This is a genomic window from Aliiglaciecola sp. SL4 (assembly GCF_041538045.1).
Classification (GTDB): Bacteria; Pseudomonadota; Gammaproteobacteria; order Enterobacterales; family Alteromonadaceae; genus Aliiglaciecola.
On record NZ_JBGOSE010000004.1, the window covers coordinates 299846 to 320840 of the forward strand.

The 20995-nt window shown below is 40.8% G+C and carries 15 protein-coding genes and 1 pseudogene; 12 read left to right on the forward strand and 4 right to left on the reverse strand.

Going from position 1 to position 20995, the window contains the following annotated elements:
- The first annotated feature begins 66 nt into the window (after nt 1-66).
- From AB6T38_RS08410 to AB6T38_RS08420, 3 genes are all read left to right on the forward strand, one after another.
- Complete coding sequence (locus tag AB6T38_RS08410; protein ID WP_372546875.1) at nt 67-1389, forward strand: spinster family MFS transporter; 1323 nt, start codon at nt 67-69, stop codon at nt 1387-1389.
- Between the two features lie 205 nt (nt 1390-1594).
- Nucleotides 1595-3991 carry a TonB-dependent receptor gene (locus AB6T38_RS08415; RefSeq protein WP_372546876.1) on the forward strand — a complete coding sequence of 799 codons (2397 nt, stop codon included), beginning with the start codon at nt 1595-1597 and terminating at the stop codon, nt 3989-3991.
- A gap of 588 nt (nt 3992-4579) precedes the next feature.
- Complete coding sequence (locus AB6T38_RS08420) at nt 4580-5980, forward strand: FAD-dependent oxidoreductase (protein ID WP_372546877.1); 1401 nt, start codon at nt 4580-4582, stop codon at nt 5978-5980.
- Nucleotides 5981-6096: 116 nt separating this feature from the next.
- Here the strand turns inward: AB6T38_RS08420 and AB6T38_RS08425 are convergent, their stop codons facing one another.
- The gene (locus AB6T38_RS08425; RefSeq protein ID WP_372546878.1) at nt 6097-7599 is read right to left on the reverse strand and encodes an AMP-binding protein; all 1503 of its coding nucleotides are present in this window, start codon (nt 7597-7599) and stop codon (nt 6097-6099) included.
- Nucleotides 7600-7831: 232 nt separating this feature from the next.
- Here AB6T38_RS08425 and AB6T38_RS08430 point away from each other — a divergent pair, with 232 nt between their 5' ends.
- The 5 genes from AB6T38_RS08430 (at nt 7832) to AB6T38_RS08450 (ending at nt 12223) form a co-directional block, all read left to right on the forward strand.
- On the forward strand, nt 7832-8998 hold the full coding sequence (locus AB6T38_RS08430; protein WP_372546879.1) for an amino acid aminotransferase: 1167 nt from the start codon (nt 7832-7834) through the stop codon (nt 8996-8998).
- Nucleotides 8999-9124: 126 nt separating this feature from the next.
- The gene (locus AB6T38_RS08435) at nt 9125-9634 is read left to right on the forward strand and encodes a cupin domain-containing protein (RefSeq protein ID WP_372546880.1); all 510 of its coding nucleotides are present in this window, start codon (nt 9125-9127) and stop codon (nt 9632-9634) included.
- A gap of 4 nt (nt 9635-9638) precedes the next feature.
- Nucleotides 9639-10628, forward strand: coding sequence for an ornithine cyclodeaminase family protein (locus AB6T38_RS08440; protein ID WP_372546881.1), 990 nt, complete (start codon nt 9639-9641; stop codon nt 10626-10628).
- 41 nt (nt 10629-10669) lie between these two features.
- Nucleotides 10670-11524, forward strand: coding sequence for an oxaloacetate decarboxylase (locus AB6T38_RS08445; protein WP_372546882.1), 855 nt, complete (start codon nt 10670-10672; stop codon nt 11522-11524).
- A 48-nt stretch (nt 11525-11572) separates the two neighbouring features.
- Nucleotides 11573-12223: a dienelactone hydrolase family protein gene (locus AB6T38_RS08450; RefSeq protein ID WP_372546942.1), complete on the forward strand. Its 651-nt coding sequence runs from the start codon at nt 11573-11575 to the stop codon at nt 12221-12223.
- Nucleotides 12224-12291: 68 nt separating this feature from the next.
- Here AB6T38_RS08450 and AB6T38_RS08455 read toward each other — a convergent pair.
- Nucleotides 12292-12471 (reverse strand): annotated as a pseudogene (locus AB6T38_RS08455) (3-isopropylmalate dehydratase large subunit); the annotation flags it as partial.
- A 528-nt stretch (nt 12472-12999) separates the two neighbouring features.
- On the opposite strand from AB6T38_RS08455, the gene glpK reads away from it, so the two are divergent.
- Nucleotides 13000-14484 carry a glycerol kinase GlpK gene (gene glpK, locus AB6T38_RS08460; protein WP_372546883.1) on the forward strand — a complete coding sequence of 495 codons (1485 nt, stop codon included), beginning with the start codon at nt 13000-13002 and terminating at the stop codon, nt 14482-14484.
- A gap of 133 nt (nt 14485-14617) precedes the next feature.
- Here glpK and AB6T38_RS08465 read toward each other — a convergent pair whose 3' ends face one another.
- Nucleotides 14618-15397, reverse strand: a complete 780-nt coding sequence (locus tag AB6T38_RS08465) for a hypothetical protein (RefSeq protein ID WP_372546884.1) — start codon at nt 15395-15397, stop codon at nt 14618-14620.
- A 272-nt stretch (nt 15398-15669) separates the two neighbouring features.
- Here AB6T38_RS08465 and AB6T38_RS08470 point away from each other — a divergent pair, with 272 nt between their 5' ends.
- The 3 genes from AB6T38_RS08470 to AB6T38_RS08480 all read left to right on the forward strand — a co-directional run bounded on the left by AB6T38_RS08470 (nt 15670) and on the right by AB6T38_RS08480 (nt 19276).
- Nucleotides 15670-16413, forward strand: a complete 744-nt coding sequence (locus AB6T38_RS08470) for a flagellar basal body L-ring protein FlgH (protein ID WP_372546885.1) — start codon at nt 15670-15672, stop codon at nt 16411-16413.
- 19 nt (nt 16414-16432) lie between these two features.
- Nucleotides 16433-17602 (forward strand): flagella assembly protein FlgT middle domain-containing protein, encoded by a 1170-nt coding sequence (locus tag AB6T38_RS08475; protein ID WP_372546886.1) that lies wholly within the window; start codon nt 16433-16435, stop codon nt 17600-17602.
- A gap of 315 nt (nt 17603-17917) precedes the next feature.
- Nucleotides 17918-19276 carry a uracil-xanthine permease family protein gene (locus AB6T38_RS08480; RefSeq protein ID WP_372546887.1) on the forward strand — a complete coding sequence of 453 codons (1359 nt, stop codon included), beginning with the start codon at nt 17918-17920 and terminating at the stop codon, nt 19274-19276.
- Nucleotides 19277-19317: 41 nt separating this feature from the next.
- Here the strand turns inward: AB6T38_RS08480 and ggt are convergent, their stop codons facing one another.
- Nucleotides 19318-20991, reverse strand: coding sequence for a gamma-glutamyltransferase (gene ggt / locus AB6T38_RS08485; protein ID WP_372546888.1), 1674 nt, complete (start codon nt 20989-20991; stop codon nt 19318-19320).
- Between the last annotated feature and the right edge of the window lie 4 nt (nt 20992-20995).

The following is a 20995-nucleotide window of genomic DNA, read 5'->3' on the forward strand; positions in this document are numbered from 1 at the left end:
ACCGCCGTTCCGAAACTCAAATTAAATAACTTACCAAAATGGGTCTATTGACCTTGGAAATCACCGATGATTGAAGCTTCAGTAAATATAAGAAAGCAAGACAAATGGTATCAATGGCTTGTCGTTGGAATACTAAGTTTAGCAGCAATAGTGAGCTATGTTGATCGACAGATTATTAATTTATTGGTTGAGCCAATCAAGCTCGATTTAGGTATCAGTGATACTCAAATTAGCTTGTTACAAGGTTTTTCATTTGCAATGTTTTATGCCTTGCTCGCTATTCCAATTGCCAGAGTCGCAGATTCTGGCAATCGGGTTAGAGTGATTATTATTGGCATCATAATTTGGTCTATGGCAACATTTTCTTGTGGGTTAGCGGTCGGTTTTTGGAGTCTTTTTATTGCGCGAATATTCGTCGGTGCCGGTGAGGCAACTTTATCACCTGCGGGATACTCCTTATTGGGCGATTACTTCACTAAAGAAAAACTCCCACTTGCTATAAGCGTGTTTACTGGGGCTGGTTTTGTCGGATCTGGTATTGCGCTTATTTTAGGTGCATTCGTGATAGATAAAGTGATGGTCTTGGGTGATATTTCTTTACCAATATTGGGGGATGTCCAAAGCTGGCAGTTCATCTTTATGCTTGTAGCTTTACCTAGCATTTTGTTGGTTTTGTTAATGGGGTTGGTAAAAGAGCCGCCGCGCACTGGTGAAATTAACGTCGATTCAAGTAATGTCCCACTAAAGGAAGTACTTCAGTACATTATTACGAATAGAAGAATATTCTTTGCTATCTTCATCGGATTTACGTTAATGGCATCTGCTCAATTTGGAATTGGTGCTTGGGTTCCTAGCTTTTTTGTTAGAACTTACGGTTGGACTCCATCTGAAATAGGTACATGGTTTGGAATTATTGCAGCAATATTTAGTACTGCAGGTGTAGTAACTGGAGGGTGGCTAAGTAGCCGAATAACGAAATCTGGTATTCTAGGAAGCAACTTTCTAGTGCCTATTATTGCTACTTTGATTTGTATTCCTATTGCTATCGCCTTTCCAATAATAGGGAGTGCAAAGAGCTCTCTTATTTTACTCGCTCCCTTGTTGTTCTTTGGGGCAATGCCTTTTGGCACTGGAACTGCTACTTTACCGCAAATTGCACCGAATAGAATGCGCGCTCAGGTTGTGGCTATGTATTTACTCATCGCAAATTTAATAGGTTTCACTTTGGGTCCAACTGGCGTAGCTATAACTACCGACCTATGGTTTGGTGATCCTAATTTAATTAGTTACTCAATGGCTTTGGTTCCTCCTATTTTGATGTTTTTCGGGGCCATAGTTGTTGCTTCTGGGCTCGAAGATTATAAAAAATACTTAATTTTAGATAAATAAATCCTGCTGTTTAAATAATCAGTTTTAATTTAAGTGTATAAAAATTATATGTTATTTTTTATCTTTATTTATATTGCAATAAGATATGCGCAGAATTTATCGTTATGCAACTTATAGTTATTTGTTTTCTCGGGGATATTACGGTTATATCTAAATTAACGCAGGAACTTGCGTAATTGCCCAACCTTTCGAGGATAATATAATAATGATAAAAACTAAAATGAACACATTGAAACTGAAGCCTGTTTTTATAGGTGTCGTTGTAATAGCACTTGGCATAACTCCCATACATATGTTGCAAGCCCAGGAAACTGAGTCCCAAGAAGCAGATAAGTCTGAGATAGAACTTATTACTGTTACCTCTCGAGGACGTCCTGAGGTTATCCAAGAAGTACCTCTATCGATTACGGCATTTAGCCAAGAGGATATGAAACGTCGTTCAATTTCCGAATTGGATGATGTTGCGCGTTTTACACCAGGGTTTAGTTTTGAGGATTTTTCAGGTGGTTTTGCTACGCCAATTATCCGCGGACAAGCTCAAACAAGTGTGACTGCACTTGAACAAAACGTCGCCACCTTTTTTGATGGCTTATATATTCCCCGTTCTTGGGCAATTGACATTGGTACTTCCAATGTAGAACGAATTGAAATTGTAAAGGGTCCACAAAGCGCTCGTTATGGACGTAATGCATTCGCTGGTGCTATTAATTATATTCCAGTTAAAGCTGCAGTCGGTGACGATGAGATTTCTGGTAACATCGATGTTGTTTTTGGCTCTGATGAGCGAGTCGATTACGGTGGCTTTATTCAGATTCCTATTTCGGAGAAGTTTGCTATTGCTGCTTCATACAACACCTCTGAATTTGATGGGAGTTGGGAAAATAGTCACCCATACGCAGATTTAGATATTGGTGATGATCGCAGTACCAATGGCAATGTTGGTGGCCGGGATAACACATCTTACTCAATTTCTTTGGCTGCGGAACCTACAGAGAAGTGGAAATTTGATTTAGCTTATTATAATTATGAAGTGAAAAATGAAGCCCGCGCCGGACGAGCTTATGATCACAATTATAATACTGAGGAGTTTAATTGTGGTAATACCCAATTTGGTAAGAACCTGTTAATTTGTGGTGAAATTCCAGCCCCTGACGAGACAACCATAGTTGACCCTAGAGCTTATGGCGTACATGCAAATACTGACACAATTCGTTTTAGCACTTCATATGCTCTGTCAGATATGTGGAGCGTTAGCTATTTGTATGGAAAGATTGAAGGTGACACAGATATCGGAACAAGCAGTGAGCCAGACCCCATTAATTGCGGTACTATTTTAAATGCTAATCTTGGCTTTGCTGATTTATGTAATTTTCAAACTACTCCCATCGGTGGAATTGAATACGATTCTCATGAACTCAGATTCAGTTTTGTTGGTGACAAGCTAAGCGCTGCTTTTGGAGGGTATATATCCTCAGGTGAAGATGATTATCGATTTATTAGTTTCAATATCGCGCCAATTACCGATCCAAATGATTATATGACTTTAGTTAACCAGGTTGTGCCTAGTTATATCCTGAATCCAGGGCCTTTTAATTCTCCGTTAGCAAATGAGTTGACTAAAACTGACGTGAATTCAATATTCGGTGAATTACAGTGGACATCGGAAGATGGCGCAACCCGTGCTGGCACAGAAGTGCGTTATGCAAAAACTGAAGTTGACCTACTTAACAATCGTTCAGGAGAAGCCTTTAATGCCGAGTTTAATGCGGTAACACCACGTTTCACAGTAGAGCATGACTTAAATGACGATTCATTATTATTTGCATCTTTAGCCAAAGGTAATAAGGGTGGCGGCTTTAATGGTTCAGCAACTTTCGTTGAAGATCAGACATTTGGTGAAGAAACAAATTGGGTAGCTGAAATAGGGTCTAAAAATACTTTCTTGGACGGCGATTTAGTTTTAAATGGAAGCGTATATTTCATAGACTGGAGTGACATTCAAGTACAATCTGCTGATCCAGGTTCGGATAGTCCGCAGAATTCGGCTATCACGCTTAATTTGGGTGATGCCGAAGTATTTGGGTTTGAAATTGATACAGTTTATCTACTCACTGATAACCTAACTGTTGATGCGACATTTTCCTATGCTGATTCAACCTACAAGAATGGCACGAAGGATCAACGTTTGGCTCGACCTTCTGTTGGTGGCGGTACGCCATGTGATGATATCGTGTGTAATTCCGACGGAGAAGTGGGTGGTAATGACACGGAAAGAACGCCTAAATCTCAGGCATCTTTAGGTATTCAATGGGAAGGCTCATTAGATAGTGGATATTACTACATAAGAAGTGATTTAAGCTGGCAAAGTAAGTTTTATGCCACTACCGCTAACGTTGCCACTATACCTAGTCGAACATTACTTAACTTAAGTGCTGGTATTGACCTTGATAATGGCATTAGTTTGAATGTATGGGCGAAAAATGCAACGGATGAAATTTACACCTCTAATGCATTTGTAGTGATATCTCCTTTTAATGATTTATACAACTTGTTTTATGGAGAACGCAGAACTGTTGGCTTGAATGCTTCATATAAGTTTTAGTAAATACGTTTAATGGAGCCGCTGCTTAGCGGTTTCATTAAAATTTGTTGATTTTTGAAGTTACACTTCAGCAAAGTATCTTTGAATTTACTCGCAAGCTAATTGCGAGTTTCATTTCTTTCATTCGCATTTTTTACTTCATCGAATCCTTTTTTTTACCAATCATTTTTAGCTTGTACTTAGACTTTGATTTCTACTCTAGGTTCGATCTTTAAAGGCCTATATATCATCTATGCGTTCTAAGTATAGATCCATGAAACTAGCTCAATAGAACTAATTAGGGATCTATGCTAGCTTCATAAATTGTATTTATGATTACGTTTTCTGCTTGCTTTCATATAAGACTTCCCTTGAATAATAGTGTCTAGATTAAGGGGAAATATGTGAATAAAGCTGCTGCAGAATAAAGAATGTGAGCTTGCATCCTCGTGTTTCCGGATGAGCTTATCGAATACGTTAAATCGTTGTCAGGTGACTACGTGCGAATAACTGGTTGATTGGTACGTACAAAATCAAGGAAAACATATACCTGGTCAACTAATAATTAAGAAACGGTATGTTTTCAGTAAAATATAGGTCAAATTAACTATGAAAGTAGAAGTTGTAGAGTCAGCCCCAGCATTTGAAATTACATATCCTGTCGTTGTCATAGGAGCTGGAGCATGTGGGTTATCTGCGGCGTTAGCTGCAAGCGATTCAGGTTTAGATGTTTTAGTCTTGGAGCAGGACAAGTCACCTTTGGGTACTACTGTCATGTCGACAGGGTTGATTCCTGCTGCGGGTACGCCAGAACAATTGGCGGCGGGAATAACAGACTCAGCAGAAATTTTCGCTAAAGACATTCAACGTAAAGCTAAAAATGGTGCAGATCCAGAAGTTGTCATGAAAGTAGCTCAAGAATCAGCAGAGACTATCTCATGGTTACAAACAAAGCATAAGTTACCTTTATCTTTAGTGACTGGATTCTTATATCCGGGGCATAGTGTGCAACGAATGTTTGGTAGTCCTGGTCGAAGTGGAGCTGAACTGATGGCAGGTTTGGAATCCGCAGCTTTAGAAAATCAAGTAGATATCCTAACTGAAGCGTCAGTTGAAGACTTGATTGTAGACAATGAGCACAATGTTTTAGGTGTCAGAGTATTTAGACCTGATGGAGAAAGTGATGTTATTGGTTGCTCAACCTTAATATTGGCCTGTTGCGGTTTTGCTGGTAGTGAAGAAATGGTTGCCAAATACACACCAGAAATGGCCAACGCAACGTTTCATGGGCACCCCGGTAATAAAGGTCATGCGGTAAAGTGGGGAGAAGAAATGGGCGCAGCATTAGGTGATATGGATGCATATCAAGGACATGGTGGATTAGCCCATGGTCATGGTATTCCAATATTATGGCCATTGATTATGGAGGGGGGCTACCAAGTTAATCGTGCTGGTAAACGCTTCTCTGATGAAACCAAGGGATACTCAGAACAAGCTGTCAATGTCATCGCCCAAGAGGGTAATGTTGCGTGGAGTATTTTTGATCAACGATTGTATGAACTAATGATCGAATTTGAAGATTTTAAAGATGCTGTTGAAGCAGGAGCTATTGTGCAAGCCGATAGTCTTGATTCATTAGCTGCGAAAGTTAATATTTCTGCTGATGGTTTAAAAAATACTGCATTACTTGTTGCTAACTGTATCGAAGGAAAAGCCTCTGACGAATTTGGAAGAGACTTCAGCAAAACAACTAATTTGGTTGCTCCTTTTTACGCAGCGAAAGTAACTGGTGCGTTATTTCATACTCAAGGTGGGTTGGCAATCAACGCCGATGCCAGAGTATTAACTAAAGAAGGTAAAGCCTTTCCGAATTTGTTTGCTGGTGGTGGTGCTGCTAGAGGTATATCAGGTTCTGGTGCGTCTGGATATATGGCTGGAAATGGCCTTGTGACTGCGACAACGTTAGGAAAAATAGCAGGTCGTTGCGCTGCCAAACAAGTTAAATCCTAACTTATACCTGTTAAGTTCTCAGTCTATATTCAATGTATTAGTCTGAGAACTGTAGTCACATTTCCTTAGTATCAAATATGATTTTATATTTGTGATAATGAACACATAATTTTAAATTAGATTACTATGTTACAGAAGCGAGTAACAATAATAATTTGGCCGTTATCATCTACATAACCCGTATCACCTGTTTTATAGAAGCCAGGGTATACAGAAAAGTGACTTTCAATAAAATAGGTCTCAGCATTCCACTGATTAACAAGTGAAGCTGGAGGAAGTGGCAAACGACATACAATTTCCCCAGTCTCTCCCCCATTGGTCGGTATACCATTGCTGTCAAGGACTTGTACGTTCCATCCCGGAATTGCGCGACTGACAGCGGTGGGATTTGGTTTAAAATTTCCACAGTCTAAATTGTTTACAGCTGCGATTGGCCAAATCGTTTCTGTCTGCCACCAATGATCAATAATGGGAATATTTAATGTGTTTTTGTACCACAACAGTGTATTTTCTTTACACTTGTCACCCGTTAAATAAATAGACTTTAACGACGAAAAATTATGTGTTTGAAGTTTTTCGGCGACTAAGTTTTCTGCTTTGATTGTTTCAAGTGCTTTTATATCGGTAAGTAAGTAAGTTACTTTATATTCGTCGATAATCCGCAAAAAAGCTCCAGCGTCTAAGGAGTTGCCTTGCTTACCTTCATATAAAATAGTTGTAGCCCCGTTGAATAGTGGCCCATAAACTAAATAAGAATGACCCACAATACAGCTAATATCTGATGACGCCCAAAACACATCATTCAGTTCTAAATTATATATAGATGTCATGGTCCAGTTGAGTTCGACAGCATGGCCACCATTGTCCCTAATTAACCCTTTTTGTTTTCCCATGACGCCAGAAGCATATATAATGTATAGCGGGTCTGTTGCTTCTACGTGAACACAATCTTGTGGTACTGCATCTGCAATAAAGTCAAACCAATTGTGGTCCCGACCAAACTTAAGTGGCGAATTGACATGTTGACGCTGTAATACGACACATAAATCAGGTTGATGTATAGTTTGATCTATAGCTTCATCAATAATTGGTTTGTATTCCACTATTTGGCCAGATTTCAATCCGCAACTGGCTGTAATAACAAGTTTGGCCTTCGTATCTTCCATTCGGCTGGCTAGTTCTTCGACTGCCGTGCCACCATATATAACGGAATGAATGGCACCAACTCTAGCGCATGCTAGCATAGCGATTATTGCTTGTGGGATCATCGGCATGTAGATAATGACACGGTCGCCTTTGCCAATGCCCTGTCTTGCCATTGCTCCAGCAAATGTTGTTGTAGCTTCGAGCAACATTTGATAACTATATTGCTGTCTTTCACCCGTCATATCACTATCGTAAATCAACGCTATATTTTTTCCTCTGCCAGCGTTAACGTGTCTGTCAAGCGCATTGTGGCAGGTATTCATCTGTCCACCCACAAACCATTGTGGAATCGGCACAATCGATTTGTCGATTACTTGTTTGTATGGCTTAAACCACTCAATTTTTTCAGCGATTGTGGCCCAATATTCTTCGAGCTCTTCTGTAGAAAGCGGACTTATTTGTTGTTTGCTCACGGAATAGTCCCAACAATAAACGTTATTACATTATTGGTCTATTTAAGATGAAAGTGGTTTTGTACACAATTTAAAAAATCGTCTGGTGGTATTACTTCCAGTTATAGCAAGACTTTAATTATCTATTTTCTTTTTATTTTCAAGCATGCCAAAGTTCAATGCAAATTAATGATCTAGGTGCGCAGTAAACTTAACTGTAAATCCATTGAAATATCTCTAAGGTGTGTGACAAATGTTCGAACAGTTAGCGAGTACAAAACCCGATGCCATCATGGCTGTAATGGCGCAATATAAAGCTGATCCTAGGGACAATAAAATTGATTTAGGACCGGGCGTTTATCGTGATGATGCTGGTAATACACCGGTAATGGAAGCGGTTAAGTCTGCAGAACAAATACTTCATACAACACAAGATAGTAAGGCATATATTGGACTGGTTGGCGATAAGCTATTTTTAGATCATTTACGAGACCTTGCATTTGGGGATATCTCTTCAGAACACCATCGCCTGACTAGTATTCAAACTCCAGGTGGATGTGGCGCGCTTGGGTTAGCGGCTCAATTGATAAGATATACATCGCAGGCCAGTAAAATCCTATTTGGTTTACCTACTTGGGCTAATCACGGGCCTTTGTTTCAAGCCGCAGGAATTGAAATAGAGTCTCATCAATTTTACGACGCAGATTTGAAAAAAGTAGATTTCGAATCTGTTGTCAATGCGTTGCTAGCCGCAAATGCTGGAGATGTAGCTTTACTTCATGCTTGCTGCCATAACCCGACCGGTAGTGATTTTACCTTAGAGCAATGGCAAGAAATCACTGCTATTTGTAATAAAAAAGGCCTTATTCCATTGGTCGACATGGCGTACCAAGGGTTTGGTGATGGAATTGAAGAAGATAGACAAGGCATTCGTCATATATTGCAAAACGTGGAAGAGGCGATTGTTACAGTATCTTGTTCGAAAAACTTCGGTCTATACCGAGAGCGGACAGGTGCTATTTTCGTCTTAACCAAGGATCAAAGTACTGCCAAGCTAGTACAGGATAATCTTTGCAGCTTCGCTCGCCACTCTTATTCGATGCCTCCGGACCATGGTGCTGCAATCGTTGCCACTATTTTGGGTGACAAAAAATTGAAAGGTATATGGTTAGCTGAACTTAACGTTATGCGTGAGCGTATTATTAATACTCGGCAAACTTTGGCTGCGGAACTAGGTGCTGATTTCAAATTTTTGCAACAGCAACGTGGTTTGTTTTCTCTTTTACCCCTTAGCCAAGCTCAAATTAAAGAATTGAATTCCACACACGGTATTTATATGTCACCCGATGGACGAATTAATTTGGCGGGTTTTAAACATACTGATATCAAACGTTTCGCAAAGGTCATTAACTCCCTGTAATACTGATGTATAAATCATATAGATTACATTCATATATGGTGGTTAAGTTTCTATTGTTTTTTCATTTTTCGCTATGAGACATTGGCGCTTAAGTCGATTTTTCATGCCTCAAAAGAGCAAAATATTATGCCTGAAGATATAACTAAAACGCCCTGGTGGGCAGTGGTAGAACCCGAAGAAGGCGAGTCTTATTGGCAACCTGAACCTTCAAATGGTTTTGTTACCATGAAGTTCAGCCCAGATAATACGCCTTACGATACGTTTACCAGCGGTACACAAGTGTTACCTCCAGGTTGCCATGTTCGTGAGCATGGTCATAAACAAAACCATGAATTGATCTTTATCCATAAGGGGACAGGGATCTGCAAAATAGAAGATGAAACCTACGAATTAAAGCCCGGTGTAACCGTTTTATTCGGCCGATATGCCCGCCATATAATTGAGAATACCGGTGATGAAGACTTACATATGTTTTGGGTATTTTTTCCGCCAGCTCTTGAAAATTGGTTTCGCGCTATCGGAAAACTTCGTATTCCCGGTGACGAACCACCTGCTCACTTTCCCCGCCCAGACGGCGTAGAATCAGTAATGGAACAGTTACGATTTGTTCCACCTAAACCAAAAAGCGAGGACTGAATTAATGTTGATTTTAAATCGGCATGATGTGTCAGCAAGTCTTAGTCATGCTCAATGTGTAGATGTAGTCGAAAGCGCGATGAAAAGTGTTTCTCAACGTAATGTTGTTATGCCTCTGCGACAATTCATTGGTATCCCTCAAACCAAGGGTAAATTCACCATGATGCCGGGATATATTCAAGATCCTAAATGCTTCGGTGTGAAACTCGTGAGTAAATACCCTCCTGTAGAAGGTAGTGAGTTAGGTAGCCATATTGGCGCGGTCATGGTCTTTGATGCAGACACGGGTGTTCCCAAAGCACTATTAGATGGTGGCGAGTTGACCGCCATACGTACATCTGCGGCGAGTGCGTTGGCGACTAAAGTTCTCGCCAGAAAAGAATCTAAAACGTTGACCGTTATGGGCTATGGCGATGAAGCTTGGCATCATATTTTAGCCATACTGGCTGTTACTAAACTTGATAAAATTATCATTTGGGGGCGGTCTTGTGAGCGAGCAACCAAATTAATTGAGAAATGTCAAAGCAGCCCAAAAGTGGCAGATAATATTGAAATAGTATTCGAAATAGATGCGCAGGCAGCTGTCTCTGTGGCTGATATAGTTTGCACTGTTACCTCGTCCACCCAACCCATATTGGAAGGTAAATGGCTGCAACCCGGCACTCACGTTAACTTAGTTGGAGCGGCGATCAGAACATCTTCAGAAGCTGATTCCGATGTAGTGACTCGCGCAAAGTTCTACATTGATTATAAAGAGTCAGCGATGGCGCAAGCCGGTGAGTTACTTGATGCAATAGACGCTGGACTTATCGATGAGAATCATATTGTGGGTGAGATTGGCGATGTGTTGTTAGGCAATAGTCCTGGACGAGAATCTGGTCAAGAAATTACGGTCTATAAATCATTAGGCGTCTCGGCGCAGGATTTAGCTGCTGGGGTGTGCGCATTTAACAATGCAATGGATAACAACATCGGTGTGTCAATCGATTGGTAAATACCGTTGTATTTAATCGACTTTAAAAAAGAAAATTGTATATGAAAATGAACTTAAAAACACGTTTGGCGCAACAAGAACTTTTAATGGCCGCTGGTGTATTTGATGCCTTAAGCGCATTGCTAGTAGAGGAAGCTGGATTTGAAGCTGCTTTTGTTTCTGGTTCCGCAGTTGCCTATTCGCAATTGGCCAGACCTGATATTGGATTGGTGACTTTAACAGAAATGGCATTCGCGTTAGAGCGTATACGTGATCGTGTAGATATGTATTTGTTAGTTGATGCAGACAGTGGATTTGGCAATGCCTTCGATGTGCAAAGAACGGTGAGAACCTTTGAGCGTGCTGGCGCGAATGGTATCCAGATCGAAGATCAATTAAATACGAAATCTCCTAAACAAGTTGCCGCACGTCCAGTTTTATCAACCGATGCCATGGTGGGTAAAATCAAAGCCGCTGTGGACGCAAGACAAAAGTCAGAGACTGTTATTAGTGCCCGCAGTGATGCTGTATTTACCTTGGGTGTTGAACAAGGGCTAATGCGAGCTCAAGCTTTTATTGAAGCCGGTGCAGATATGGTTTTTGTGGAAGGTATAAAAGACCCGGCTGACATTCAAAAACTAACCAAAATATGCGGTGAAAATGCACCAGTGCTATACAATTTAATTAATCCTTCGCTGTTTACCCCTGAGCAGTTACAAAGCTTCGGTGTTTCTATGGCGCTATACCCTGCAGTAATGATAAATAGCATGGCCAATAGTGGTAGAGAAGCCGCGACTAATCTTAGCCAAAAGTTAGGTCTTTTTAAAGGAAATAAACCTATACCAGAGCCTATCAATAACATAATTGGCAGCGATAAGTTCTTACAAAATGGCTATCGATACGACGAACACTCTTAGTGTCAAAAGCGTATGACACGCCCAAAGAAGGTAACAACTGTGAATAAAATGACAAATTTAACTGCAGAAGATGGACATCAATTTTCAGCTTACCTTTGCGATCCAGAAAATGCGGTTGCGGGTTTGGTCATTATTCAGGAGATATTCGGTATTACTGAGCATTTGAAATCGGTGGCAAGAGAATTTTCTGCGATGGGATATCGCACTATCGTTCCATCGTTATTTGACAGAATTGAGCCAGGTATTGTGGTTGATTACGCCAATGTGGATAAAGGTGTTGAGCTCATGGGTAAATCTGACCAGCAAAGTATGATAATCGATATTAAAAGCGCGATGGATGCGGTAAGTGTTGACGGTAAGGTTGCTGTTTTAGGGTACTGTATGGGCGGAACGTTAGCCTATACTAGCGCTTGTGAATTGTCACCTAGTTGTGCGATTAGTTATTACGGTACTGCAATCACATCCCATTTATCTCTGCAACCTAGTTGTCCTATATTATTTCATTTCGGAGAAGAGGATCCCTATGTGCCTTTATCAGACATTGAATTAATCCGTGACGCGAACCCAAAACAACCTTCGTTTGTATATGAGCAGGCCAATCACGGTTTTTCTTGTGCAGATCGTGCTAGTTATCATCAGCCCAGTGCTGAACTAGCCTTAGCACGAACTCGAACTTTCTTATCCGAACATTTAGCCTAAATTATTTTTTTCGCCAAAATCAAGGTTGAATATCACGTTGTCTCTGTTCAAACATTCATAGTTCGTTATCATGATATCTCACCTAAGCCTCTGATCTGTGCTTTATGTGCCGCCGCTGTCTTTGCTAGATTCTTTAACAGTGTGGATCCATCCATGCCATGCCATCCTTCAATGTTTCTATATAAAGTCGAGGCACATCGCTCCCTAGGGTTTAAACGACCATTATTCATTGCAACGCACATAGAACAGCCAGCTGCCCTTTATTCAAATCTGGAATTGATGAAAATTTCATAGAGACTTTTTGTTTCAAAATGCGCTTTGACTTCGCCGGAGCATGGCACCACAATGGCCCAAATATGTTTAGCGATTAGCTTGCCTTTGATTTGCTAATTTTCTGTACTGTTCATATAACCTGGTGCTTTTATTCAACTGGGTTTCGTTGAATCATCTTTAGGCATTTCAAGAAGCCGCGTTTTTTGGCTAATTGCGATGAATTGTTCTGGACTTGCGCTTAGAGTGACTTAGGGTTCAAGATCATTGGTATCAATTTCACAATCATATTTTGTATCTGTATCACACTGTTGAACAACTCTACGATGAGGCTGAAGAAGCGTTTAAAGTGCCAAAAAGAGAGGGATTAGCATAATTGAAGTGTGTAACAGAAATTAATGTTCGATAGGCCACATCATGTTAACGTTATTTTAAAGGTTTGATGTTAAGTTAAGTGGAATATGAAAATGGCCAATGGGCGTGCCTTTTCATCATGGGAGTTCGCAGTGCAAAATTATATTCTGGCTATTGATCAAGGCACAACCAGTAGCAGAGCGATTTTATTTTCGTTGCAGGGTAAACCTTGTTTTATTGCACAACAAGAATTCAGTCAATCTTATCCCGAAGATGCTTGGGTTGAACATGACCCTGAAGAAATTTGGCAAAGCGTCCTTAAAACCTGCAAAGACGTCATACGTGAAGCACAAATCGACATTTCTCAAGTAATTTCCATCGGTATCACAAATCAACGAGAAACAACCCTAGTGTGGGATAAAAAAACCGGTAAGGCGGTTTACCCAGCCATCGTTTGGCAAGACAGACGAACATCTTCAACTTGCAAACAATTTGCACAAGACACTCAACTAGTTGATTACATTGCCAATACTACAGGGCTGTTGTTGGATCCTTACTTCTGTGCCACTAAAATTCAATGGATTCTCGATAATGTAAAAGGGGTTCGGCAAAAAGCTGAATCTGGTTCACTTGCTTTTGGCACTATCGATACCTTTTTAATTTGGCGTTTAACTAAAGGCCGTTGCCACTACACCGATGCAACCAATGCCTCTCGAACTATGCTATTCGATATTCATCGACAGCAATGGGATAGCAAGCTGTTAAACACTTTCGACATCCCTAGCTCAATGTTACCTCAGGTACTAAACAGTGCCGACGAGTTTGGTAAAACCGATCCTAAACTACTTGGCAAAGCTATTCCTATCCAAGGGGTTGCTGGTGATCAACAAGCTGCATTGTTTGGACAGACTTGTTTTAAAAAGGGCATGGCCAAAACAACCTATGGTACAGGCTGCTTTATGGTTTTAAATACCGGCTCTTCGCCTTTAAAATCGGAAAATCGGCTGTTAACCACTGTGGCTTATCGACTAAACGGAGAAACTACCTATGCGTTGGAAGGTAGTATTTTTATGGCAGGAGCCACTATTCAATGGTTACGTGATGGATTGCAATTAATCACAGATGCCGCTGAAAGCGAATCTTTAGCGAAAATGGCCAGTGCAAACAACAGTGTGTTTTTGGTACCCGCGTTTACCGGGTTAGGCGCTCCATATTGGGATCCTGATGCTCGTGGTGCAATTTTAGGGTTAACTCGTGATACTGGAATCAATGAAATTGTCGCCGCTGGTTTGCAATCGGTGTGTTATCAATCCAAAGATTTACAAAAAGCCATGGAAAGTGACGGTGCTAGGGCTACTAATCTGAGAGTTGATGGCGGCATGGTAAAAAATGACTGGTTAATGGGGTTTTTAGCTGACATTTTAGGTGCAGAGGTTGATAGACCTGAAATTACCGAAACTACTGCTTTAGGCGTCGCTTACTTAGCAGGGTTACAAGCTGGAGTGTATACATCTTTAGATGAACTCAGTGGGCAGTGGCAATGCGAACATACATTTGTACCAAGGTTCAGCAAACAAGAACGAGACCACGCTTATGGGTTATGGCAACAGGCGGTTAGTCGTATTCGTTGTGATTAAATGCAAAAGCGATTTGCCAAAATTTACTTTCATGGTGTGAAATTGGCAATAGATTGCCTAAGCTCGACAAATTTTATCCCTAAGTTGGCGTAACTTTGCCACTTACTTGCACTTATTTATAGCGTATTAGAGGTTAATAAGTTCTTGAAACAAAACTATACGCTTTATTCGCTTGTTCAATAGTATTGGTAACCTGAGAAACCGTTGATTCTATTGATTCTTTCTCAGCATCTTCAAATATAAAATCCGTGACATTGTTGTAAATGGATTTTCCAGAGAATGATTCAATTGCCATATCCGCAGCGGCAAACGCCACTCCTATAGGTCCTCCATAAACAAATCCACCTAATAATTCAGACACCGGATCCACACTCGTATTAGATGTGTTTTGGTAGATGTCAGAGACGATAGGAACATGATTTAGTATGTTGATAGTGTCAAAAAAATCGTCCATTCCTAAGCCATCATCACCTACCACATAATTTGAAATATCTTGAATTGAACCTAACAAGCTTGAGTCAGAATTTAATTCACTCAAGTCTGTGGTAGTAACCTCTGGTTGTGCAGTAATCGCGGCTGTTGCAGCACCGAAAAGGTTTGCATTGAGACTACTCAATAACGACGTTTGCAGGTTTGCAATAGAGTCTAATGACGTCAATTGAGATAAGGAGTCTTCGGTGAATTGATCTAAGCCAATCGCAGAAAATAGACTTTTCTGGATACTATCAATGGCAGAGTCCATATTGCTATCATCTTGAGTCGAATTATCACTGGTACTTTGCTGCATCAGCGACATTAACCCACCAAATACCTGATTGATCCCATCCGTATTTGCAGTACTTTGACTCTCAGAAGTTGATTCAACTGAGGCACCTAAACCTAAGTTATTTTGCAGTGTATCGATGACATTCATGGCTATGAATTACTCTTAATTTATGCAATTTGGATGAACTTGTGTAAGTTCTTGTAGGCTAATATCGTGCCAAAAATTTAACCACGTATCATGGACTTAAATAATTTGAGGTAATTTTTATTTACATTAAAAGCGCTTGTGTAAAGTTTTAGTAAAGGTACTCAAGAGAATTTATTTTTCGGTAAACTTACCTGAGAATTTGGCAAATGAGAGGCAATTCTAATAATAAACGTGTTGTTATCTTTGGATAGCAATAGAGGTTATATTTCACTATGAAAAAATATCACTTTATTACTTTTTTCTGTTTTCTTGTTTGCTCTTGTTCTCAGACGCCTACTGTAGAAGAAGAAGTTGTCGAAAACCTACCAACCAATCCAAAAGTTAGTCAAAGAGCTGTTACGCAAAAAGACAAAGAAATCATGCCAAATGATCCTAGCTATCGACCCATCCGCATGGAGGAGGTTGAATCTATTGCTGTGCCTACGGGATCACTTTTCCAACCTGACAACGAAGCGAGCCTGTATAAGTTGCACCGCAAATACCAAGTGGGTGATATGATTTTAGTTAGGCTAAGTGAGTCAACTACATCAAAAAAATCTGTTGATTTTCAAACCGATAAAAGCAGCCGTTTCGAGTTAGGGCCGGTGAATGTTACCGCCGGACCTATTCAGATTGATGAAACTGATTTAGATATTGAGCACAACCAAGAAAATGAGTTTGATACATCATCAGAAGCTAACCAATCTAATTCTTTAACAGGTGATATTACCGTTTACGTAAAAGAAGTCCTACCTAATCGTAACCTTGTGGTTGCAGGCGAGAAGTGGATTACGCTGAATACGGGACAAGAATATGTCAGGTTTTCCGGCGAAATAAGAACCGTTGACATTGATGCTTCAAACACCATTATTTCATCTAAAGTGGGCAATTCACGTATCGAGTATAGCGGTAAAGGTGAATTGCACTCTAATCAAGAAGAGTCAGTAATAAACAAATTATTTGGCATTTTCAATTAACTTATAAATGAATATAAATATGATGAAAATGTTTAATTGCATAACTTTGTTAGTGCTTTTGCTGACCTGCCCCAACGCTTTTGCTGTCTGGCAGCAAGGCGAGGCTACTGTAAAATTAGATGGCGCGGATGTAAGTGATGTGAGAGTCACAGCCATCAAGAATGCAGTAGCAGATGCATCTTTTAAAAACGGAAGTTTTGTTTCAGCCGAAGATGTGGTGCTAGATGGCCTGTTAGTCAGTAGTAAATCTGTTATCACCACCCAAGGTCAAATTCAGCGTGTAGAAGTACTAAGTGAATCTGTGAATGAGGATATATTCAGCGTTATCGTCAGAGTGGATTTTTCTCCTATGTTTAATTGTCCTCATGATGGCTATAACCGCTCAGTGTTGCTAACCCAATTTCAAGTGTTAAAACCTCAGCAAGCCAGCTATGGTGGTATTTTCGATATTGGTAAGCAGATAAGTAAGCGAATCGAGCAACAATTGCGTGCTGAACAAACCAGTCCTATGGTTCGATTGATTGACAAGGCGTTTACAGGGGTTGACTCCTACGATCAAATTCATCTCAACGAATTAACCAATAAAGCTATTTATATGTCCAAAGAGTATGGTCGGCAGTTTGTAATGTTTGGCTTTATTCGTGATATTAGTTTGTTCGAACAAGTAAAAGAAGAACTGCTATCTGATGACGTGTCGTTAAGACGCAATTTTACCATTCAAGTGTACGTACTGGATGTTTACCGACATACGATTATTTTCCAAGAGTCTTACCACAGTGAAGCCGATTGGGAATACAGTGATGATTACAATGTTGATACCAATAACAGTTTGTTCTGGCGCAGTGATTATGGTCGTACAGTACTCAATACCGTTAATGGCGCGGTTTCAGATGTTGCCAATAAACTTCAGTGTGAACAGAGTTTTGCGCAAATTGTGGGAACCAATAACAATAAACTAATCATTAATATGGGCTTAGACAACGGGCTAAAGTTAGGCGATAAATTCCTACTTTATAAAAAACGCTTGCCTGTTAGTGCAAATGGACTAAGTAATGCGGCATTGGTTGCCGTTGACCGAGGTGTTTACAAAGTTGTGCAATTAGATAGTTTAACTGCAGAATTGAGTAACGATGATCCAGCCCAAGTTATCAATGGTGATTTGCTCGACCTCGTCAGTTCAACTCGCTAATATTAAACGATAAAGTCACTGAATGTTTGCAAGATAATAATTGGAGGCTCATTTGAGGTCTTGCTATCCAACTAAGTTAATTGACTTGTGCATTTTAATAACTGCCTATGCTGCATCATTTCAGTGCAATAATGCATTTCTGTCTGAAGTCATTTGATCCTATTCTAGCTCTTAGCCCTTTAAAATTAACAAATTTAAAACCTGACTGATTGGTCATTTTCTTGCATCGCAATGCTATTCGCTTTCCCAACTTAAAATCAAACTAAATGATATCAAGTTCGAAATTCCATTTACTGATAACTCTAAGGCAAATCAATGCAAAAAAACCTTGAACTGCTTTACGGGTTAAATGATATACCCACGAAAAAGCAAAGCATTACTGCCGCGACTCAGCATATTCTGGCCTGTTTCGTGGGGATTATTACACCAACCCTTGTCATTGGCGGCACCTTAGGGTTACAAGCCGAGTTGCCTTACTTGTTAAGCATGGCGTTATTTGTGTCGGGAATGGCAACCTTTATTCAAGCGAAAACCATTGGTCCTATAGGCAGTGGTTTAATTGCCGTACAAGGCACTAGTTTCTCGTTTGTTAGTGCCATTTTAGTGGCCGGCTTTGCAATTAAAGCCAAAGGAGGCAGCAACGAGGAGGTCTTGTCGACTATTTTCGGGGTATGTTTGCTCGGCGCTTTTATTGAAGTGTTTATTAGTCAGTTCATAACTAAAGTGAAGCGTATTGTTACCCCACTAACCACTGGCATAGTGATCACCACCATTGGTTTTAGTTTAATAAAAGTAGGAATGACAGACCTAGCGGGTGGCTTTGGTAGCGACACTTTTGGCGATACACAAAATTTATATATTGGTATTTTTGTGCTGGTTACCATCATTGTGCTTAATGTCTCGGCAAACCCTTGGATTAGGTTATCGGCCATAATGGTGGGCATGGTGATAGGCACATTGCTGGCTTACTGGTTAGGTATTGTGTCGCTAGAGCATATTGGTGAACAATCTTTGTTTAGTGTGCCTGTGCCGTTTAAATACGGATTAAACTTTGATTGGGAGGTGTTTTTACCCGTTGCCCTAATTTATCTGATGACAGCTCTGGAAAGCTCCGGTGATTTAACCGCTAACAGCCTGTTTTGTGGTTTGCCCATTAAAGGTGAACAATATCTAAAACGCATTAAAGGAGGCATTCTGGCTGATGGTGTGAACTCGGCACTTGCTTCGGTATTTAATACTTTTCCCAATACCACTTTTGGCCAAAATAATGCGGTGATTCAGTTAACCGGTGTAGCGAGTCGACATGTGGGATTTTACATTGCTGGTATCTTGGTGTTGTTAGGCTTGTTTCCAATTATCGGCGGGGTGTTGCAGTCCATTCCTAAGCCTGTCTTAGGCGGCGCTACCTTAGTCATGTTTGCCACCATAGCCGTGGCTGGTATTAAGATATTGGCAAGCGAACCCATAGACAGACGTAAGACCTTGATTATGGCAACGTCTTTTGGCGCTGGCTTTGGGGTTCTGATGGAGCCGAATGCACTGCAAGGGTTACCCCAAGCACTACGAAATATATTTTCATCTGCAATTACCACGGCAGGCGTCATCGCAATTATTATGAGTATCCTTATTCCAGAGCCAGTTCAGGAGGAAGCGACCGCTCCCTCGCAATTGTAAGCGTAACTTTAGCCGCAGTTTAGGCTGCGGCTAGGTACTAATTAGTTTACCGATACAACTTTGGCTTTGCCTCGGCCACTTTTTTCCGAAGCGGCACTAAGTTCGCCATCGTTTTGCAGAATCAAATGCACATCTCCAAAGCGGCCTTCACGGATGATGTAACCCATTTCTTTTAGTGGGGTTAACACCGACTCGCTGATACCAGGATGCACCCTAATGGTATCTTTGGGCCACAGTTGGTGATGAAAGCGTGGGCTATTTGCAGCCTCTTCAGCGCTCATATTAAATAACAATGTGTTAAGTATTGATTGGGTAACCGAAGAGATAATAGTGGTACCGCCGGGAGATCCTGTCACCAATTTTACGGCATCGTTGTCGAGCACAATAGTCGGGCTCATAGAGGATAACATGCGTTTAAAGGGGGCGATGGCATTGGCTTCTCCACCTATGGCGCCAAAGAAGTTGGGCACACCAGGCTTGGCGCTAAAATCATCCATTTCATCGTTTAATAGAAAACCTGCACCTTCAGCCACTACACCTGCGCCAAAGCTCAAATTAATTGTAGTGGTATTGGATACGGCATTTCCCCACCCATCAACAATAGAAAAGTGGGTGGTATCTTCACTTTCATGCAAACCTGGTTTGATTTTGCTAGTTGCGGATATGGCCGTTAGATTAATCTCCTTTGCCCGTGATTGGATATATTCTGGCACCATTAACTCAGTTTGTGGAACATCAATAAAGTCTGGATCCCCAAGGTATTCAGCACGATCAGCAAAAACACGTTTTCCGGCTTCTGATACTAAGTGCAAGTAAGCTGTAGAGTTTTGTTTAGGTAGGGTATTAGTTTGGATAACCGAATCTAACATACCCAACCATTGGGCCACAGCAATGCCGCCTGAACTAGGAGGAGGCGCAGTGATAACCGTATAACCGCGCCAAGGAAAGGATACCGGAGTGCGCCACTTAGCTTGGTAAGAAGAGAGGTCTTCTAGGGTAATTAAGCCGCCGTCTTTTTGCATAAAAGACACTATATGTTCAGCGGTTTTACCTTTATAAAATCCGTCAACACCCAGGTCGCGGATGCGGGTTAAGGTTGCGGCTAATTCTGGCTGTTTGAACAAGGCACCGGTTTGGGTGGCAGCAGCAAAGTAGTCTTCAAAGTTGCTTTCTATGCCATTTTCATTTTTTCGGGCGATATAGCGACTGACTTTTTGCGCAAACTTTTCAGGTACGATAAAACCATCTTTAGCTAAGCTAACTGCCGGCTGAACTAAACGAGTCCAAGGTAACTTTCCATATTTTTTGTGGGCTGCCCACATGCCTGCCACTGAACCGGGTATGCCTGAGGCTTTTGCGCCAAATAACGATTGTGTTGTAATTACATTACCGTCTTTATCCAGGTACATATCACGTGAGGCCGCAGCAGGCGCCATTTCACGGTAATCTAAGAAGTCCGCTTGCTGATTAAAATAAATGGTCATAAAACCACCACCACCAATATTTCCAGCTTCAGGGAAGGTTACTGCTAAAGCAAATTGCGCGGCAATGGCAGCATCTACCGCATTACCGCCTTCGTCTAGTACGGCAAGGGCCACATCAGCACCAAATTCATCTGGCATGGCCACAGCATAATCGCCTTTAGTTTTGTCTATGCCGGTCTGAGAACAGGCGCTTAGAAAAACAACAAAAGATAAAACAAATAAAATACGCATAAAC

What these genes read in the sequence shown, in the direction of transcription:
- AB6T38_RS08410 (WP_372546875.1), top strand. Translation starts at nt 67, where the DNA reads ATGATTGAAGCTTCAGTAAATATAAGAAAGCAAGACAAATGGTATCAA.
- AB6T38_RS08415 (WP_372546876.1), top strand. Translation starts at nt 1,595, where the DNA reads ATGATAAAAACTAAAATGAACACATTGAAACTGAAGCCTGTTTTTATA.
- AB6T38_RS08420 (WP_372546877.1), top strand. Translation starts at nt 4,580, where the DNA reads ATGAAAGTAGAAGTTGTAGAGTCAGCCCCAGCATTTGAAATTACATAT.
- AB6T38_RS08430 (WP_372546879.1), top strand. Translation starts at nt 7,832, where the DNA reads ATGTTCGAACAGTTAGCGAGTACAAAACCCGATGCCATCATGGCTGTA.
- AB6T38_RS08435 (WP_372546880.1), top strand. Translation starts at nt 9,125, where the DNA reads ATGCCTGAAGATATAACTAAAACGCCCTGGTGGGCAGTGGTAGAACCC.
- AB6T38_RS08440 (WP_372546881.1), top strand. Translation starts at nt 9,639, where the DNA reads ATGTTGATTTTAAATCGGCATGATGTGTCAGCAAGTCTTAGTCATGCT.
- AB6T38_RS08445 (WP_372546882.1), top strand. Translation starts at nt 10,670, where the DNA reads ATGAAAATGAACTTAAAAACACGTTTGGCGCAACAAGAACTTTTAATG.
- AB6T38_RS08450 (WP_372546942.1), top strand. Translation starts at nt 11,573, where the DNA reads ATGACAAATTTAACTGCAGAAGATGGACATCAATTTTCAGCTTACCTT.
- AB6T38_RS08465 (WP_372546884.1), bottom strand. Translation starts at nt 15,397, where the DNA reads ATGAATGTCATCGATACACTGCAAAATAACTTAGGTTTAGGTGCCTCA.
- AB6T38_RS08470 (WP_372546885.1), top strand. Translation starts at nt 15,670, where the DNA reads ATGAAAAAATATCACTTTATTACTTTTTTCTGTTTTCTTGTTTGCTCT.
- AB6T38_RS08475 (WP_372546886.1), top strand. Translation starts at nt 16,433, where the DNA reads ATGATGAAAATGTTTAATTGCATAACTTTGTTAGTGCTTTTGCTGACC.
- AB6T38_RS08480 (WP_372546887.1), top strand. Translation starts at nt 17,918, where the DNA reads ATGCAAAAAAACCTTGAACTGCTTTACGGGTTAAATGATATACCCACG.
- ggt (WP_372546888.1), bottom strand. Translation starts at nt 20,991, where the DNA reads ATGCGTATTTTATTTGTTTTATCTTTTGTTGTTTTTCTAAGCGCCTGT.